Below are 15,581 nucleotides of genomic sequence, written 5' to 3'. Positions count from 1 at the left end.
TGCTCACTCCCCGTCTTCAGGTGCTATTGGGATGGGTCATAAGCCATCACAAATGGGATGTATAGCAATCATGAGCAGGAATTGTGTCATTGACCAGAGTTGTTTCCACTGCGGATGCAAAAACCGCTGAAATCGAAAACCGGCCACTCCGGGGAACGGCCGGTTTTCACGGAATAGGCTGCTCAACTGTTGACGTCCACGACGACGCGCCCTTTCACCTGACCCTGCAAAATGTCAGCGCCAAGCTTCGGTAAGTCGGTCAGAGTGGCCGGTTGCACCATGGCATCCAGCTTGTCCATCGGCAGATCGGTCGCAATGCGTTTCCAGGCGCGAACCCGGTTGTCATAGGGCTGCATCACGCTGTCGATTCCCAGAAGATTGACGCCACGCAGCAGGAACGGGATCACCGAAGCAGGCAGGGCGGCCCCGCCGGCCAGACCTACCGCAGCAACCGAGCAACCGTATTTCATTTGCCCCAGAATGCGCGCCAGCATGGCGCCTCCGACGGCATCGATGCATCCCGCCCATGTTTCGCTTTCCAAGGGGCGCTTGGTGGTTTCGTTCAACTCATCCCGAGGCACAATGGTCGTTGCACCCAGAGATTTCAGGTAATCTGCCGTCTCAGGCCGGCCTGTCACCGCCGCAACTTCGTATCCCAGGTTGGCCAAAATGGCCGTCGCGACCGAGCCAACGCCGCCGGCCGCACCGGTAACCAACACAGGCCCATGGCCGGGCTCCAACCCGTGATCCTCCAGCGCCATGACCGCAAGCATGGCCGTGAACCCGGCGGTGCCGACCGCCATCGCGTGTCGGGTATCCAGCCCATCGGGCAAAGGCACCAGCCAGTCAGCGCGTGCATTCGCTTTTTGTGAATACCCGCCCCAGTGAGCCTCACCCACGCGCCATCCGGTCAAAACAACCTTGTCACCTGCCTTGTAACGGTCATCTGACGAGGATTCGACCGTACCGGCATAGTCAACGCCCGGTATATGAGGGTAGCTTCGCACCAGCCCACCGCCCTTGGGCGACATGCAAAGGCCATCCTTGTAGTTGACCGTGGAATATTCAACGGCAATCGTCACTTCACCGGACGGCAGATCATCCAGAGAAACCTGCTTGACCGTCGCACTGGCAAGGCCGCTTTCTTCATCTTTTTCAACAAGTAGTGCATTAAACATCATGTCGTCTCCTTCGGTCGACCCGGCATCGGGCCATTATCCCAAATCTGCTTGCGTCAGCGCCAGAACGTTTCCTGAACCTCGGCCCATCGCATCCCGTGTTCCGTCAGCACCTCGACCCGCGACCCGGCGGCCCAATGCGCCCGGTCGACCATGCCAATAGCAACGTTGACCTCAAACTCCGGTGAGAACACGGCCGATGCGATCTGACCGACCTGCTGACCATCAGCCAATAGCGGCCAGGATTGGGTGCATGGGCCGATCTCTCCTTCAATCACAATCGGGCGGATCATCCGCGGCGGCCCGTTTTCCGCCTGGTCTGCCAAAGCGGCCTTTCCAATGAAATCCAGTGGAGAATTGCAAAACCGGACCAATCCACATTCATACGGCGTGTTTTCGCGCGTCATGTCGGAACCGAAACTGAGCAACCCGCTTTCAATGCGCTCGATACTGTTCGGACATCCGGCCCGCACTTTCAGGTCCTGCCCGTTGGCAAAGAGACAATCCCACAGCGGCATGCCGTAGTCATGACCTTCGACATAAATCTCGAAACCGCCCTGTTTCGACCAACCGGATCTGGCGACAACGAACTGCGTGTCTTCAAACGCCAGCCGCTTGTAGCGGAAGAATTTTATGTCCCTCACCTGTTCACCGAAAACGCGCGCCATCAGTTCATCTGCCTTCGGCCCCTGAACCGCCAAAGGCGAGACATCGGGCTCGGTGATTTCAACATTCAGGTTCAGCGCGATAGCAAGACCAAGGGCAAACTGCCACAAGTCTCCGTCGGCAACGGACAACCAATAGTGGTCATCCGCCAGTTTGATCGCCACCGGGTCATTCAACATGCCGCCATTGTGATCGACAATTGGCACATAGTAGCACTGATCTGCCTGCATTCGATCCATATCTCGCGGACTTAGCATGCGCATCAGGCGCAGCGCATCAGGACCCTTGATCTGCACCTGTCGCTCACAAGCGACGTCCCAGACCTGCACGTGTGCTTTCAGATGTGCTGCATCCGCCTCGACGCTTTCGAAGAACGTCGGCAGCAGCATATGGTTGTAGACCGTGTACCCACCGACACCGGCCGCTTCCACGCCGGGCGTGAACGGTGTCTTGCGTACGCGACGATTGGGAGTGATGACTGCCATCTCAATAACCCTCAGGCAGAAAAACCAGATCGCTGACCGGAGCTTTGGAACCCGTTTCGGTCAACATTTGATGCAATTGGCCGCGATGGTGCGTCTGATGATTGAACATATGCATGACGCATTGCGCGTAAGGTTTTGTAACATCAGCCTCTTTTGCAGCCGAATACCACGTGAAAGGTCCCGTTAACGGATCATCCCCCAGCGTATCGGCCCATGCGGCAATACGGGCGTCGATCTTCACGCGCATAGGCAGCCACTCCGCCAGGCCCGCGCAGATCGATACACTTTGCGGGATACCACCACCGGGTTCTTCGCCTTTGTCAAAGCGGGAAATCCAGATCCAATCGCCCCAGAGCAAATGGTTGGCCGTGCCCATGATCGATCCGAAAAAGGCACCGCGATCCCGTGTTAGCTCGGCCGGTGCGAGAGCCTGAAGAAAACCCGCCAACTGGTTGTTTTGCCAGCGACCATAACGCGCCATTTCCCGAGCATATGCGCCGGTGATCATCATTTTGGCCCTTGCCAGTCGATAGGGCAGATTTCAGCCGACTTACCGCCAAAGTCCCACACCCGGCCATAGTCGCGGACCTTTGATTTAGTTCCCCGAGCGACGATGATGTCCGGCCCCATCCAGTATTTCGAGTTGGAAACCATCACCGGATGCTCGGGGTCTTTGCCCGCCAGCATTTCGATTTCGCCCTGAATCTTCCGACCGATCACTATCCGGCGCTTGTTACCGTCGCGCTCGATCTGAACCGGAGCCCGTTCGGCACCGATGATCTCGCTGACCAGCATAGTAAACAAACCAGTTGTCCCCCCGGCCTGGCCGCTGAAGATTTGCAGCAGTCCGTTATAGGCTTTGCCGCTGGCGCGCTCATCAACATAGGCCGCCACCTTCCACTGACCTTCCCCCATGCGACCGGGGATATCGACCAGAAGTCCAACATTCAGGCCCGACAAGTCCTCGCCCTCGTAATGGCCTTCGTCGATGATGACCCCCATCCAGGCGTGGCAATGCCCCTCGGTCGGCGGGTGAGCGCCCAGGGACACAACGCAGGGGCAAAAGACATCGCAGGAACAGTTCAGGATCAGTTCACCTTTGATCGCCCAGTCTGTCGGACTCATTTCGCGCCGTTTGGGATTGGGCATGCGGCTGTCGATCCGTTGACTGATGGGCAATCTGTCCGCATCCTGTTTTTTGTTTTTTGCCATCAGGTTATCCTCCGTATATAAAGGGGTAAACAAACAGGCCGACACCGCCCGCGATCAAAGCAAACCCCAGTGGTCGCGTCACAATGTGACCGATCTGGGGAAGTTTTTCCAAGACCATGAACAGGGTCGCCAATCCCATCCACAAAAGGCTCATGACTCCGCCCACAAAGCCAAGCGCCATAAAGCCCCAACAGCAACCGACACAGAATGCACCCAGGCCGAGGCCCATACGCAGACCGCCCGAAAACCCTGTTTGCCAGTGGCCCAGAAAATAGGTCATCGGGGCATGGCACACGCCGTGACAGACCTCCTTCGTGCGGCTGAACTGAAACGCTCCGACTGCGATCATTAATGCTGCTGCAAGCGTCGGCGACTTGGCGATCCCAAGCATGTCAACAGCGCCACCAAAAAGCAGTGCCAGCTGCAAGCCAGCGATAAGGGCCGCAAATCCCACCCAGACGGCGAAGTATCCCAGCAGAACACCCAACCACCCTGCCCGCGTACCATTGGCGCTGCGGATCAGGTCATCATAACTGCGCAGCGTCGGCACCAGCGTCGGCAGCATCATCGCCGCCATCATGATCGCCCACATCCAGAACAGAGGGCCGAATTCCGCCATGGGCATGTACATGTCCATCCGCGGGTCCATCGCCGCCATGGCCTGCCCCATCGGACCCGGCCGACCGATCCAGTCCAGATCCATGTTCCGGCTCATCGAGACCATCATCCACCACGACCACAGGATCGCGAAGTAGAAGCCCAACCAAAGCCCATTGCGGAATATTGTGCGACTCACCTGTTCCTCCCGACTCATCGCCCTTGCTTTTCAAATGTCAGACTTTTAAATGTCAGACAAATAAAAATGTGCTCTGGTATCCGACAAAATGAGACTCGACCCGCAGAACCGCACCGACCTGTCCGCCCAAATCGCACAGGCGATCCGGGATGCTATCATCTCGGGTCAATTGATTGTCGATGAGCGTCTGCCTTCCGAGTCAGAGTTGGCCGATCAGTTTCAAGTGTCGCGACCAACGGTCCGGGAAGCCTTAAAAAGGCTTGCCGCCCAGTCTCTGATCCGCACGCAGCGCGGCGCAACCGGGGGCGCATTTGTCAATCGGCTGAGCTTTCAGGACGCATATTCGCAGCAAATCACAACGTCGACCCTGTTGCTGTCGATGAACGCTGTCAGCTTTGATACCGCATGCGAGGCACGCTATGCGCTGGAACGTGCCTGCGCCCCTCTGGCAGCCGAGCGTCGTACGCCGGACCAGCTTGCTTCGATGCGGGCCGAGATATTCCGACAATCTCAACCGGGACTGACGGATGAGGCTTTTTGCGCGTCAGATGTGGCGTTTCACCGAGCATTGGTGGACGGCGCGGGCAATCCAGTGTTGTCCTATCAACTGGCCGGGGCGGTCGAGGCAATGCAGCCGCTGATGAACATGATCACATTCACGGCACGCTCGCGCGAGGAAATCATCGCGTTGCACAGTAAAATCGCTGACGCACTGGATGCCCGGGACGCAGCAACGGTGGACGCGGCTCTGGTCGAACTGGAATCCTACACACGTCAGTTGGCGCGAGACGTTGCCGAGAAACGAAGAAAACCCGCCTAGGCAAACATCAGAATATGTCTTGACGTAAAGCAACGGCGAAAAGGAAAATCGGGCAGGCAGCATAGCATCCGGCAACAAGATCGGAACTCTCAATACGAATTGAATATCAATTACTTACGGGAGGACGTTATGAACCAAAGACCGGACCCAACCTTTTACCCATCAGCAAAACTGGCAATGGAGGGCCCGACCGAAACACTGGCCTTCACGCTGATGCTAAGCCCAGACTTTTCTCAACCGGACGGATTGGCAGTTGTTAACGTCGATCCGACATCGGACGATTACGGCAAAATCGTCCATCAGGTGATCATGCCGGAGAAAGGTGACGAGTTTCACCACTTCGGCTGGAACGCCTGTTCATCGTCCCTGTCGCCGCTCAGCGGTCATACCTTTCTGGAGCGTCGTTACCTGATCATTCCGGGCATACGGTCCAGCCGGATTTATGTCGTCGACGTCAAAAACCCACTGGAAGCCAAGCTGCACAAGATTATCGAACCCGAGGAAGTCTTTGCAAAGACAGGATATTCCCGCCCCCATACCATTCATTGCGGCCCCGAAGGAATCTATGTGAGCACTCTCGGCGGCGGTGGCAAGGATGGCACCGATGGCCCGCCGGGAATTTTCATCATGGATTGCGAGAGCTTCGAAATCATAGGCCGGTACGAGATCGAACGTGGAGTACAGGACAAGCATTATGATTTCTGGTGGAACCTGCCGCGCGATTACATGGTCAGTTCGGAATGGGCGCTTCCGCCGCAATTCGAAAACGGAATCGTGGCCGAGGATTTGCTGTCCAATAAGTACGGTCATCGCATCCACTTCTGGAACCTGCGCAGCCGCTCCAATATTCAGACCATCGATCTGGGGGAAAACCATCAGATGGCACTGGAGATCCGTCCTGCGCACGACCCTGTAAAACAGCACGGATTCTGCGGCGTCGTTGTGGATACGACCAACCTGCAGGGCGCGATCTTTACTTGGTGGCGCAATGATGATGGCACTTTCGAAGCCAAAAAGACGATCACGATTGACCCGCAACCGGCTGATCCGGACGACTTGCCTGATCTGCTCAAAGGCTTCTCGGCCGTTCCACCTCTGGTCACCGATATCGATCTCAGCCTGGATGACAAGTATCTTTATGTTTCCTGCTGGGGAACCGGCGAGATGCACCAGTATGATGTGTCGGACCCGATGAATCCCAAGCTGACCGGTGTGGTCGAAATCGGCGGTATCGTGAAAAAGACCAAACATCCAAACGGCAAGGACTTTGGTTACGGCCCGCAGATGGTGGAAATCAGCCGGGACGGTAAACGCGTGTACTGGACCAATTCGCTCTATTCCACGTGGGACGATCAGTTCTACCCCGGTGATCGCGGCGCGGCCATGGTCAAAGCCGATGTGGGTGATGACGGAGGGCTGACGCTGGATCCGAAATTCTGGGTCGATTTCCCAAAAGGGTATCGCAGCCACCAAATCCGGCTAGAGGGCGGCGACTGTTCGACGGACAGCTTCTGCTACCCCTCCGTCTGAGTTGGAAATCTTGATGACATCAACGGCCGGCCTCTGGCTGGCCGTTGTTCTGAGTGGCGTCTATCACGGCCTGAATCCCGGAATGGGATGGCCGTTGGCCGTGTCTGCAGCGTTAATGGAGCAGAAACAGTCCGCGCTCTGGCGTGCGCTGGCAGCTTTGGCCAGCGGTCATTTCATCGCCATGCTTGGGGTTTTACTGCCCTTTGCCATGATGGCTGCGCTTGTGGAATACCAGCGCGAAATCCGAATTGGCGCAGCGCTGATCGTCATCGCGATGGGCATTTATATTGCCATGACCCGACGCCATCCCCGGATGCTCTCTCGGGTTCCTCCCAGCAAGCTCGCCCTGTGGTCTTTCCTTGTGGCACTGGCACACGGGGCGGCGCTGATGCTGGTTCCGATCTATCTGGGACTGTGCGGACTGGATGAACTGGATGCGGGTCATCGTGCAGTGTCGCAGATCATGACGACGAACGGTTTTTTGGTGCTTGCTGTCGCTGCCATTCATACCGCGGCAATGATAGTCGGTGGCGGTTTTCTGGCCTTTGCGGTTTACCGCTGGCTGGGATTGCAGTTTCTGTCCAGGACTTGGTTCAATCTCGAATTGGTTTGGGCCCTGAGTTTGATATTGGTCGGAGTTTTAGGACTGTGGTCAGCTCTTTAGACGCTTTTCCTCAGACAACAATGCGCTAGCTTAGCCGGACGGAACGCGAGGACAGGTTTTCATGATAGCAACACTTAACGTGATAGCCGCAATATTGACGATTGGATTTGGCCTATTTGGGTTCCTTGCCCCGGCGTGGACCGCTGCCTCGCTGGACTTGACCCCAACCAACAGCACCATGGGGCTAAGCGAGATGCGTGCATCGGTTGGAGGGTTGTTTGTCGTCACGGGCCTTGCAGTCTTGTGGCTGAACAATCCAATGGCTTACATGATGCTGGGCGTTGTCTATGCGGGTGCCGCACTGGGAAGATTTGTGTCCATCGCCTTGGATAACCCGCCGCTGAGCAAAGCATTGATTTTTGGTGGAATCGAATTGGTTCTGGCGGCCTGGCTGATTCTCGCAAACATGAACAAGTCAGCATAAAGCCCTGATTTGAATACGATCATTTCACTACACTCTGGATTTGCATCTGACCTCCCGCTCGCCTATATAGGGAATGTCCTTCGGGACTATGGACATAAACGCGCTCGTAATAAGCGGATCGGACCCGGGGGCGGTACCCGGCGGCTCCACCAACCATCCTTCGTTTGGGGATCATGGGGCCGAAACAGGATCGACGAACGTCTAAAGGGGTTAGCTTTGTCTCGGCTGTCTGCCACCGTTATCGGCGAAACTAGTACAATTGCAAACGACAATCGTGCTCCGGTTGCAGTTGCTGCGTAAGCAGTAACAAGACCGAAACTTAAGCCCTTTCGCCTAGCCGCGTAAGGCGGGGTCCGCAGGTACCTGGCAACAGAAACCTGCATTTTCCCCAATATGTCTGCATATTTCTGACATCTCACCTGAAATTCAGAGTTTGTTCATTTCTCTGCGCCATCTTCCTGCAGACTGACAGGAGAACAGAGATGACGAAATCCGATAGGTTGCGCGCGTGGTATTCCGAGGTCTGGGAAAAGGGAAACACGGATGCGATTGATCAGTTTTTTGCCCCCGACACGATGGCAGAAGGTCTGATTCCGGAAATGCAGGTCGGCGCGGATGATTTTCGCGATCTTGTGATGGCGTTCCGGCACGTGCTGGGCGATATTTCTGTGGAATTGCCTAAAGTTATCGAAAACGGCGACTGGGTGTCGGGCATTCTGCACGTCCGCACATTTCGGGCTGACAATGGCGCCCCGCTTGAGGTTACGGGTCAGGTCATGGCGCGTTTCAAGGGCGACAAGATGGTCGAGGCGTATAATCAGTTTGATTTCATATCTCTCTTCGAGCAGTTGGGGCAGTTCCCGCAGGATACTCTGCCGGTCTGCATGACCGGGCAGCGGCTGGATTGGGCCTGACGCGGTCTCAGTGCAATCTTGACCCACTGCACTCTTCCACGCTAGCAGGAACGCAAGGGGTCAGCTTGCGAACACCCCGTGAGGCGGCAGCCCAAGTTTCGCATGTATCCGAATTGACGGAGGAAACATGCTATGGCTGCCCCAAATGCAATTACCACCCGACAACTGGCCCGGTTGATAGGCACACCGCACGCGCCTGTGCTGGTCGATATCCGCACCGATCCCGACTTTGACGAAGACCCAAGGGTCATTCCCTGTTCAATACGTCTGCCACGCAACGATATTGACGGTATCCGCGAACTGATTGATGAGAACCCCTGCGTGATAGTTTGCCAGAAAGGCAAAAAGCTCAGCCAGGGCGTCGTTTCCTGGCTTCGCAGTCTGGGGCACCAGGCGGAATACCTGGAAGGCGGCATTCACGCCTGGTCCGATCAGCCGGACGCGCCACTCATACTCATGACTACTGTGCCCCCCGCGGTGAATGGCGGCACATTATGGGTCACACGACACCGCCCGAAAATCGACCGGGTTGCCTGTCCCTGGCTGATCCGCAGATTTGTCGACCCGCACGCGCGATTCCTCTTTGTTGCACCAGCAGAAATATCGGGCGTTGTTGAGCACTTCGGAGCAACCCCGTTCGATACCGAAGAGTCGTTCTGGAGTCATCGTGGCGAGGCCTGCACCTTTGACACAATGCTCGAAGAATTTGGGCTACGATCTCCCGCATTGGGTCGGATGGCGACTGTTATTCGCGCCGCAGACACCAATCGTCACCAACTTGCGCCCGAGGCCGCCGGGTTGCTGGCCATTTCCGTCGGGCTGTCACGCCAATATCGCGACGATCATGCGCAACTGGAGGCAGGAATGCATCTGTATGACGCGCTTTTTCGTTGGGCGCGTGATGGTTTCGAGGAAAGCCACGACTGGCCAGTGGGCCATGGATCATGAGTCCGTCTGCGCAGGAATTGTTCAAAGTCTTCGGCCGCATCGGCCTGCTGTCTTTTGGTGGACCTGCGGCGCAGATCTCATTGATGCATCAGGAATTGGTAGAACGCAGGACATGGCTGGATGAACAGACGTATTTACGGGCGCTGTCACTCTGCATGTTGCTGCCGGGACCCGAGGCGATGCAATTGGCAACCTATGCCGGATGGCGTCTGCGCGGCGTTGTCGGAGGGTTGATTGCCGGCGGTTTGTTCGTGCTGCCCGGAGCCTTGGTAATCGCCATTCTGGTGGGTCTTTACGCAGCTTACGGAGACCTTCCGCTGGTTCAGGCGGCTTTCTTGGGCGTTAAAGCCACGGTAATCGTGATCGTGGTTCAGGCATTGCTCAACCTGTCCCGTAAAGCACTGGTTGGGACCGAGCCCCGTGTGATCGCCGGATTGGCGTTTCTGGCCATATTTGCACTGAACCTGCCCTTTCCGCTGATCATTCTGATCGCCGCGGCTTGGGGATTTGCGACATCTCAAGAACAAGCGGTTGCGGCCAACGCTCCATCCCCCGCTTTGGCACGACCGGGCAGAACTGCAGCCCTCTGGCTGACCCTATGGCTGGCCCCATTGATTGCTCTGGATCTGGGCGGGCAAGAGCTGCTGAGCGATCTCGGATGGTTCTTCGCCAAACTCGCCGTGGTCACCTTCGGCGGTGCCTACGCTGTTCTTGCCTACATGACGCAAACCGTGGTTGAAACCTATCATTGGATCAGCACCGATCAGATGATCGACGCCTTGGGATTGGCGGAAACCACACCCGGGCCCCTCATTCTGGTAACCCAGTTCGTGGCAATGCTCAGCGGACAACTCGCCGGTGGTCCTGCCCTCGCACTGGCTGCTGGGCTGGTCGCACTTTGGGCAACATTTGTGCCCTGTTTCCTGTGGATTTTCCTCGCTGCGCCATACTTGGACAGAATCGCATCCCGCCCCCGCCTGAGTTCCGCCCTGCGGGGAATCACGGCGGCGGTCGTGGGCGTGATTCTCAACCTTTCGGTGTGGTTCGGGCTCAACGTGCTTTTCAAACAGGTCTCCAGTTGGGCCTGGGGGCCGGTATCACTGCCCCTGCCCGATCTATCTACATTGGACTTCCCTGCCCTAGCTTTGACAATTGCCGCCGGACTGTTGATTTTCCGCCTGAAATCCGGTTTAGCAGCGACGCTGACGACGATGATGCTGGCCGGCATGTTTACGCAGGTTTTGTGACCAATACCCCTCATCCCGGCCTTTCGTTTCCGTTGGAATCCCTTATGCTGAGATTAACCACTTTCGAGGATTAACAATGTCGCAAGACATCGACTACGGGAATTTGATGCACACAGCGATGCGCGGTCTGATCAAGACCGTTCTGACTGGTGTGTCGAAAGATGGCCTGCCCGGCGCCCACCATTTCTTTATCACCTTCGACACCAGACAGGACGGCGTCGAACTGGCGGATTGGCTGCGTCAGCGGTACCCCGAGGAAATGACAATCGTCATGCAACATTGGTTCGAAAACCTCGAGGTTGGTGACGACGGTTTCTCGATCACACTGAACTTCGGCGACGCGCCCGAGCCATTGTATATTCCGTATCTGGCAATCAAGACTTTTGTGGATCCGTCCGTCGAATTCGGCCTGCGCTTTGAAAGCCCCGAGGACGAGGACGAGATCGAGCACATTCCCGAAGAAACGGTCGAAGTCGTCGAAGTTGAAGAGGCCGAGCCCCACCACGACGCCGACGTCGTGTCACTGGACAGTTTCCGCAAGTAGTCCCATCAAACGCCGCCCTGAGCGGGGTTTACTCTTTTTCCAAGAATGTCTCGACCGAGCGCGATTTCATACCGTTTCGGAACCGGGAAAAAGACAGATCCAATCCGCCCTCGGCCAGTGTACGGTCGTATTGCTGCAATTCGTACCCGCCGTTTTCATCGATAAACAGGGAAAAAACAGTTAGGGTTTCGCCCTCGATCCGCCCCCAGACAAATGGCTCGCCTTTCATCGGGTCCAAGGGAACCTCGTGCCCAAATACGTTGCGTTTCATCGCGGCCGAAAATACATCTGGCCGTGCGGAGGCCTGAAAATCCACCGAGAACTTCTCTTCCTTGACGCGCCCGTCCAGCTTGTACGTCGTCGTTGTCCAACTGACGTTGAAACCACCCTTGGTTTTGTGAATCGACACACTCATATCTCGTGGAGTTTCGGTTCCGTCTGCATCCACAACGTTGGCCGAACCGACATAGTCGCCAACGAAGGCGTCGATATCGGCAGCAACAGCCTGCAAGGTCAGCGCAGCAAGCCAGATAGAAGCTGCCAGCGCACCAAAGATGAAGTGCATCGGTCTACCGGTAAGTGATGCGCGCATGACAACCTCCGTCGCGGTTACATGTATATTAACTTTAGCCCGATCAGGCACAATGGCACTGTTTTCGCTAACGTCAATTATTTGCGCCAACACGCTGTCTATACCTCTGAGACACATAAGTTTATGGTGCGCGCAACTGGCCGATTGCGTCGCGTCACAGCTGAGGCTAAACGGCATACAACTGCATACCAGACGGAGTGACAGATGTCTCAGACCCGCACCGAATCCGACAGTTTTGGCCCTCTTGAGGTCCCTGCCGACAAGTATTGGGGCGCACAAACTCAGCGTTCGATCATGAACTTTCCGATTGGCTGGGAAAAACAGCCCGTGGCGATCATTCGCGCGCTGGGCGTGATCAAAAAAGCCTGTGCCATGGAAAACAAGGCCATCGGTAAACTGGACGGCAAGATCGCCGATGCGATCATTCAGGCCGCAGGTGAGGTCATCGAGGGCAAATTCGACGACAACTTCCCTCTGGTCGTGTGGCAAACCGGGTCCGGCACTCAGTCGAACATGAACTCGAACGAGGTGATTGCAAACCGCGCCATCGAAATTCTGGGTGGCGAGATCGGCTCGAAGGATCCGGTGCACCCGAACGATCACTGCAACATGGGGCAGTCGTCGAACGACACGTTCCCGACCGCCATGCATATCGCCACCGCGATGAGTGTGCGGGACGTCCTGTTGCCGGGATTGGAGAAATTTGCTTCGGCACTGGAACAGAAAGCCGAGGAATTTGAAGGCATCATAAAGATTGGCCGCACGCATACCCAAGATGCGACCCCTCTGACGCTGGAGCAGGAGTTCGGCGGCTATGCGCATCAGATTCGTCAGGGCATTGCGCGGGTCGAGGCTTCGATGCCGGGAATTTACGAGCTAGCGCAAGGCGGTACTGCGGTAGGCACCGGCCTGAACACCCATCACGGTTGGGATGAAGCCGTTGCAGCAAACATGGCTGAGATTACCGGCCTGCCGTTTGTCACCGCACCCAACAAATTCGAAGCCCTCGCGGCCCATGATGCAATGGTCTTCCTGTCCGGCGCACTGGCGACCATTGCAGGTTCCTGCTACAAAATAGCGAACGATATCAGGCTATTGGGATCCGGTCCTCGTTCTGGCCTGGGCGAGTTGATCCTGCCGGAAAACGAACCCGGTTCGTCAATCATGCCTGGTAAGGTGAACCCGACGCAGGCCGAGGCTCTGACGCAGGTCGCAGCCCATGTGATGGGTAATGACGCCGCGATCAAATTCGCCGGATCGCAGGGCCATTTCCAACTGAACGTCTACAATCCGATGATGGCATATAACCTGCTGCAATCGATCCAACTGCTGGGCGACGCCACCGACAGCTTTACCGAGCGGATGCTGCTGGGCATCAAAGCTAATGAGCCGCGCATCGACAAGCTGATGAAGGAATCCTTAATGCTAGTGACCGCTCTGGCACCGACCATTGGGTACGACAACGCCACCAAGGTCGCCAAAACCGCGCATAAGAACGGCACAACTCTCAAGGAGGAGGCAATTGCGTTGGGTTTTGTGGATGAAGAGACCTTTGACGCCGTCGTTCGCCCCGAGCACATGATCGGCCCCAAAAGCTGATGGGCAAACCGGTTAGCCTGAACCGGTATCGCAAGGCGAAGGCACGGGCCGAGAAAAAGGCCCGTGCGGATCAGAACGCCGTGAAATTCGGACGTTCGAAATCCGAGAAAGAAGCCCTGCGGCTTCGTCAGGAAAAACAACAACGTGACCTGGACAACCACGAGGTCGAGGAATGAGCGGCCGACCCATCAAGCGCTCCCTGACCCTCAAAGGACACCGAACTTCGGTATCACTGGAGGATGAGTTCTGGCAGGCATTCCGCGATATAGCACGTGAAAAAATGCTTCCAATTAACGTTTTGGCGTCTGAAATTGATGTTTCGCGCGATCCCGAGACCGGGCTTGCCTCTGCCATTCGCGTGTTTGTTTTGAACTGGTATCGCGATCAAAACTGACTCCTTGCCAGCCCCACATAGGTTTGGATAGTGTTGCAGAGAACAAAAAGGGTACACAATGAGCCAGACAATACCAGGTCCTGACGGTCAACCACGTTGCTCATGGTGTCAGTCGGCGCCCGAATTCTTCGACTACCACGACAATGAATGGGGCTATCCGGTTGCCGACGATCAGCGATTGTTTGAAAAACTGTGCCTGGAAAGCTTTCAGTCCGGTTTGAGCTGGCGCACAATACTCAATAAACGCGAGAACTTCCGACATGCCTTTTGTGGATTTGATTTCAACGCGATGGCCGACTTTTCCGAAGCGGATGTCGACCGTCTTTTGCAAAACAAGGGCATCATTCGTCATCGGGGGAAAATCGAGGCAGTGATCAATAACGCCTGCCGCGTGCAGGAGCTGATCGCGGCAGAGGGATCTCTGGCAGCTTTTGTTTGGAATTATGAACCCCAAACATCGGCAGCTCCGCAAGCGGCGTCGACCTCACCCGAGTCGGTGGCGATGTCAAAGGACCTTAAGAAACGTGGTTGGAAATTTGTTGGCCCAACGACGATATTTGCATTCATGCAGGCCATGGGGCTGATCAACGACCACGCCGAGGGATGCATTGGTCGAAAAAAAGCGGCGCAATTGCGCCGCTCTTTCACGAAACCCGGCTGAATCTCAGACCGAGGCGCGAAAAATCTTATCGATATTGCTGCCCAGAGCGGAATTGAACTCCGCATCGGATTGCTGTTTCGACAACCCTTCTGTCAATGCACGCGAAAAGGATGCGATCATCTTGCCGTTCTGACCCAAAAGATCGCAGGCCTCATCCGTGGAATAGCCTCCAGACAGAGCCACAACACGCACCACGCGCGGATGATCGGCGACCTCGTCGTACAAGTTCGCCTGACTGGGAAGGGTCAGCTTCAGCATAACCTCCTGCCCCTCGTCCAGTTGGTCGAGGTTTTTTAGCAACTCAGATTTCAGGATGTCTTCGGCCTGGGCTTTGGTCTCCGAGTGAATGTTCACCTCGGGCTCGACGATCGGGACCATGCCGGCGTCGGTTACGACACGGGCAACGTCAAACTGTTGTGCAACAACGGCCGCGATACCTTCGGCATTCGCCTCGTGAATTACAGATCGTTCCTTGGTACCGAAGACACCGTTGGCCTTCGCAAGAGTATCGGCCAAGCCAGGGATCGGCTTCATCATCTGAACACCGTTGGCAGTGTCCTCCAAACCTTTGTCGATCTTAAGAAAAGGTACGATGCCTTTGACCGACCACAGGTAATCCGCCACTTTGCGACCATCGATATCTTCGCCCAATGTGCGTTCGAACAGGATGGCGCCGATCACTTTTTTCTTGGTGAAATCGTCGGCCAGGATGATCCGCGCGCGCATTTTCTGGATTTCGCCGAACATCTCTTCGTCCGAGCTGTAATCCGACGCTTGGACGCCATACAGCGCCAGCGCCTTGGGCGTTGAACCGCCACTTTGATCCAGTGCTGCAATGAATCCCGCACCTTCGGTCATTTGCGCGCGCTGTTCTGCCTTGGACATAACTCTTTCCCGTTCAATATTG

19 protein-coding genes and 1 other RNA gene are annotated in these 15,581 nt (G+C 56.1%); 13 read left to right on the top strand and 7 right to left on the bottom strand.

Features of this window, described 5'->3' with window-relative positions; genetic code table 11:
- Window positions 1–182 precede the first annotated feature (182 nt).
- Genes acuI through AC2TDJ_RS04405 form a run of 5 tightly spaced genes read right to left on the bottom strand, consistent with a single transcriptional unit; the run spans window position 183 to window position 4,355 of the window.
- A complete protein-coding gene (acuI, locus tag AC2TDJ_RS04425; RefSeq protein WP_480839616.1) occupies window positions 183–1,178 on the bottom strand; it encodes an acryloyl-CoA reductase in 996 nt (331 codons plus the stop codon).
- A 56-nt stretch (window positions 1,179–1,234) separates the two neighbouring features.
- Complete coding sequence (locus AC2TDJ_RS04420; RefSeq protein WP_480839614.1) at window positions 1,235–2,329, bottom strand: dimethylsulfoniopropionate demethylase; 1,095 nt, start codon at window positions 2,327–2,329, stop codon at window positions 1,235–1,237.
- A 1-nt stretch (window position 2,330) separates the two neighbouring features.
- Window positions 2,331–2,837 carry a DinB family protein gene (locus tag AC2TDJ_RS04415; protein WP_480840226.1) on the bottom strand — a complete coding sequence of 169 codons (507 nt, stop codon included), beginning with the start codon at window positions 2,835–2,837 and terminating at the stop codon, window positions 2,331–2,333.
- On the bottom strand, window positions 2,837–3,541 hold the full coding sequence (locus AC2TDJ_RS04410; protein WP_480839612.1) for a DUF1326 domain-containing protein: 705 nt from the start codon (window positions 3,539–3,541) through the stop codon (window positions 2,837–2,839). Before AC2TDJ_RS04410 ends, AC2TDJ_RS04415 begins: the two co-directional genes overlap by 1 nt.
- A gap of 4 nt (window positions 3,542–3,545) precedes the next feature.
- Window positions 3,546–4,355, bottom strand: a complete 810-nt coding sequence (locus tag AC2TDJ_RS04405) for a DUF2182 domain-containing protein (RefSeq protein ID WP_480839610.1) — start codon at window positions 4,353–4,355, stop codon at window positions 3,546–3,548.
- Window positions 4,356–4,425: 70 nt separating this feature from the next.
- Between AC2TDJ_RS04405 and AC2TDJ_RS04400 the strand changes: the two genes are divergently transcribed.
- The 9 genes from AC2TDJ_RS04400 (at window position 4,426) to AC2TDJ_RS04360 (ending at window position 11,428) form a co-directional block, all read left to right on the top strand.
- The gene (locus AC2TDJ_RS04400; protein ID WP_480839609.1) at window positions 4,426–5,157 is read left to right on the top strand and encodes a FadR/GntR family transcriptional regulator; all 732 of its coding nucleotides are present in this window, start codon (window positions 4,426–4,428) and stop codon (window positions 5,155–5,157) included.
- A gap of 129 nt (window positions 5,158–5,286) precedes the next feature.
- Entirely contained in the window at window positions 5,287–6,687 is a 1,401-nt protein-coding gene (locus tag AC2TDJ_RS04395) for a selenium-binding protein SBP56-related protein (RefSeq protein ID WP_480839607.1), read from the top strand.
- A 13-nt stretch (window positions 6,688–6,700) separates the two neighbouring features.
- Complete coding sequence (locus AC2TDJ_RS04390) at window positions 6,701–7,351, top strand: hypothetical protein (RefSeq protein WP_480839605.1); 651 nt, start codon at window positions 6,701–6,703, stop codon at window positions 7,349–7,351.
- A 61-nt stretch (window positions 7,352–7,412) separates the two neighbouring features.
- Entirely contained in the window at window positions 7,413–7,775 is a 363-nt protein-coding gene (locus AC2TDJ_RS04385) for a DUF4345 family protein (RefSeq protein ID WP_480839603.1), read from the top strand.
- Window positions 7,776–7,811: 36 nt separating this feature from the next.
- Window positions 7,812–8,159, top strand: a transfer-messenger RNA (tmRNA) gene (ssrA, locus tag AC2TDJ_RS04380).
- A 98-nt stretch (window positions 8,160–8,257) separates the two neighbouring features.
- Window positions 8,258–8,689 carry an ester cyclase gene (locus AC2TDJ_RS04375; protein WP_480839601.1) on the top strand — a complete coding sequence of 144 codons (432 nt, stop codon included), beginning with the start codon at window positions 8,258–8,260 and terminating at the stop codon, window positions 8,687–8,689.
- 132 nt (window positions 8,690–8,821) lie between these two features.
- Entirely contained in the window at window positions 8,822–9,637 is an 816-nt protein-coding gene (locus AC2TDJ_RS04370; RefSeq protein WP_480839599.1) for a chromate resistance protein ChrB domain-containing protein, read from the top strand.
- Window positions 9,634–10,884 (top strand): chromate efflux transporter, encoded by a 1,251-nt coding sequence (gene chrA / locus AC2TDJ_RS04365; protein ID WP_480839597.1) that lies wholly within the window; start codon window positions 9,634–9,636, stop codon window positions 10,882–10,884. The genes AC2TDJ_RS04370 and chrA overlap by 4 nt, the downstream gene beginning before the upstream one ends.
- 76 nt (window positions 10,885–10,960) lie before the next feature.
- Window positions 10,961–11,428, top strand: a complete 468-nt coding sequence (locus AC2TDJ_RS04360) for an SspB family protein (protein ID WP_480839595.1) — start codon at window positions 10,961–10,963, stop codon at window positions 11,426–11,428.
- A gap of 28 nt (window positions 11,429–11,456) precedes the next feature.
- Here the strand turns inward: AC2TDJ_RS04360 and AC2TDJ_RS04355 are convergent, their stop codons facing one another.
- On the bottom strand, window positions 11,457–12,020 hold the full coding sequence (locus AC2TDJ_RS04355) for a hypothetical protein (RefSeq protein WP_480839593.1): 564 nt from the start codon (window positions 12,018–12,020) through the stop codon (window positions 11,457–11,459).
- 204 nt (window positions 12,021–12,224) lie between these two features.
- On the opposite strand from AC2TDJ_RS04355, the gene fumC reads away from it, so the two are divergent.
- The 4 genes from fumC to AC2TDJ_RS04335 are packed head-to-tail and all read left to right on the top strand — an operon-like array spanning window position 12,225 to window position 14,674.
- Window positions 12,225–13,619: a class II fumarate hydratase gene (gene fumC, locus AC2TDJ_RS04350; RefSeq protein WP_480839591.1), complete on the top strand. Its 1,395-nt coding sequence runs from the start codon at window positions 12,225–12,227 to the stop codon at window positions 13,617–13,619.
- Window positions 13,619–13,795 carry a DUF4169 family protein gene (locus AC2TDJ_RS04345; protein WP_480839589.1) on the top strand — a complete coding sequence of 59 codons (177 nt, stop codon included), beginning with the start codon at window positions 13,619–13,621 and terminating at the stop codon, window positions 13,793–13,795. The genes fumC and AC2TDJ_RS04345 overlap by 1 nt, the downstream gene beginning before the upstream one ends.
- The gene (locus AC2TDJ_RS04340) at window positions 13,792–14,013 is read left to right on the top strand and encodes a ribbon-helix-helix domain-containing protein (RefSeq protein ID WP_480839587.1); all 222 of its coding nucleotides are present in this window, start codon (window positions 13,792–13,794) and stop codon (window positions 14,011–14,013) included. The genes AC2TDJ_RS04345 and AC2TDJ_RS04340 overlap by 4 nt, the downstream gene beginning before the upstream one ends.
- Window positions 14,014–14,071: 58 nt before the next feature.
- A complete protein-coding gene (locus AC2TDJ_RS04335; protein WP_480839585.1) occupies window positions 14,072–14,674 on the top strand; it encodes a DNA-3-methyladenine glycosylase I in 603 nt (200 codons plus the stop codon).
- A gap of 3 nt (window positions 14,675–14,677) precedes the next feature.
- On the opposite strand, the gene AC2TDJ_RS04330 is transcribed toward AC2TDJ_RS04335, so the two are convergent.
- Window positions 14,678–15,559, bottom strand: coding sequence for a fructose bisphosphate aldolase (locus AC2TDJ_RS04330; protein ID WP_480839583.1), 882 nt, complete (start codon window positions 15,557–15,559; stop codon window positions 14,678–14,680).
- Between the last annotated feature and the right edge of the window lie 22 nt (window positions 15,560–15,581).

This window comes from Ruegeria sp. HKCCD6647-2 (genome assembly GCF_057221075.1).
The sequence above is the reverse complement of the archived record's forward strand: the minus strand, read 5'-3'. Positions and strand labels throughout refer to the sequence as shown.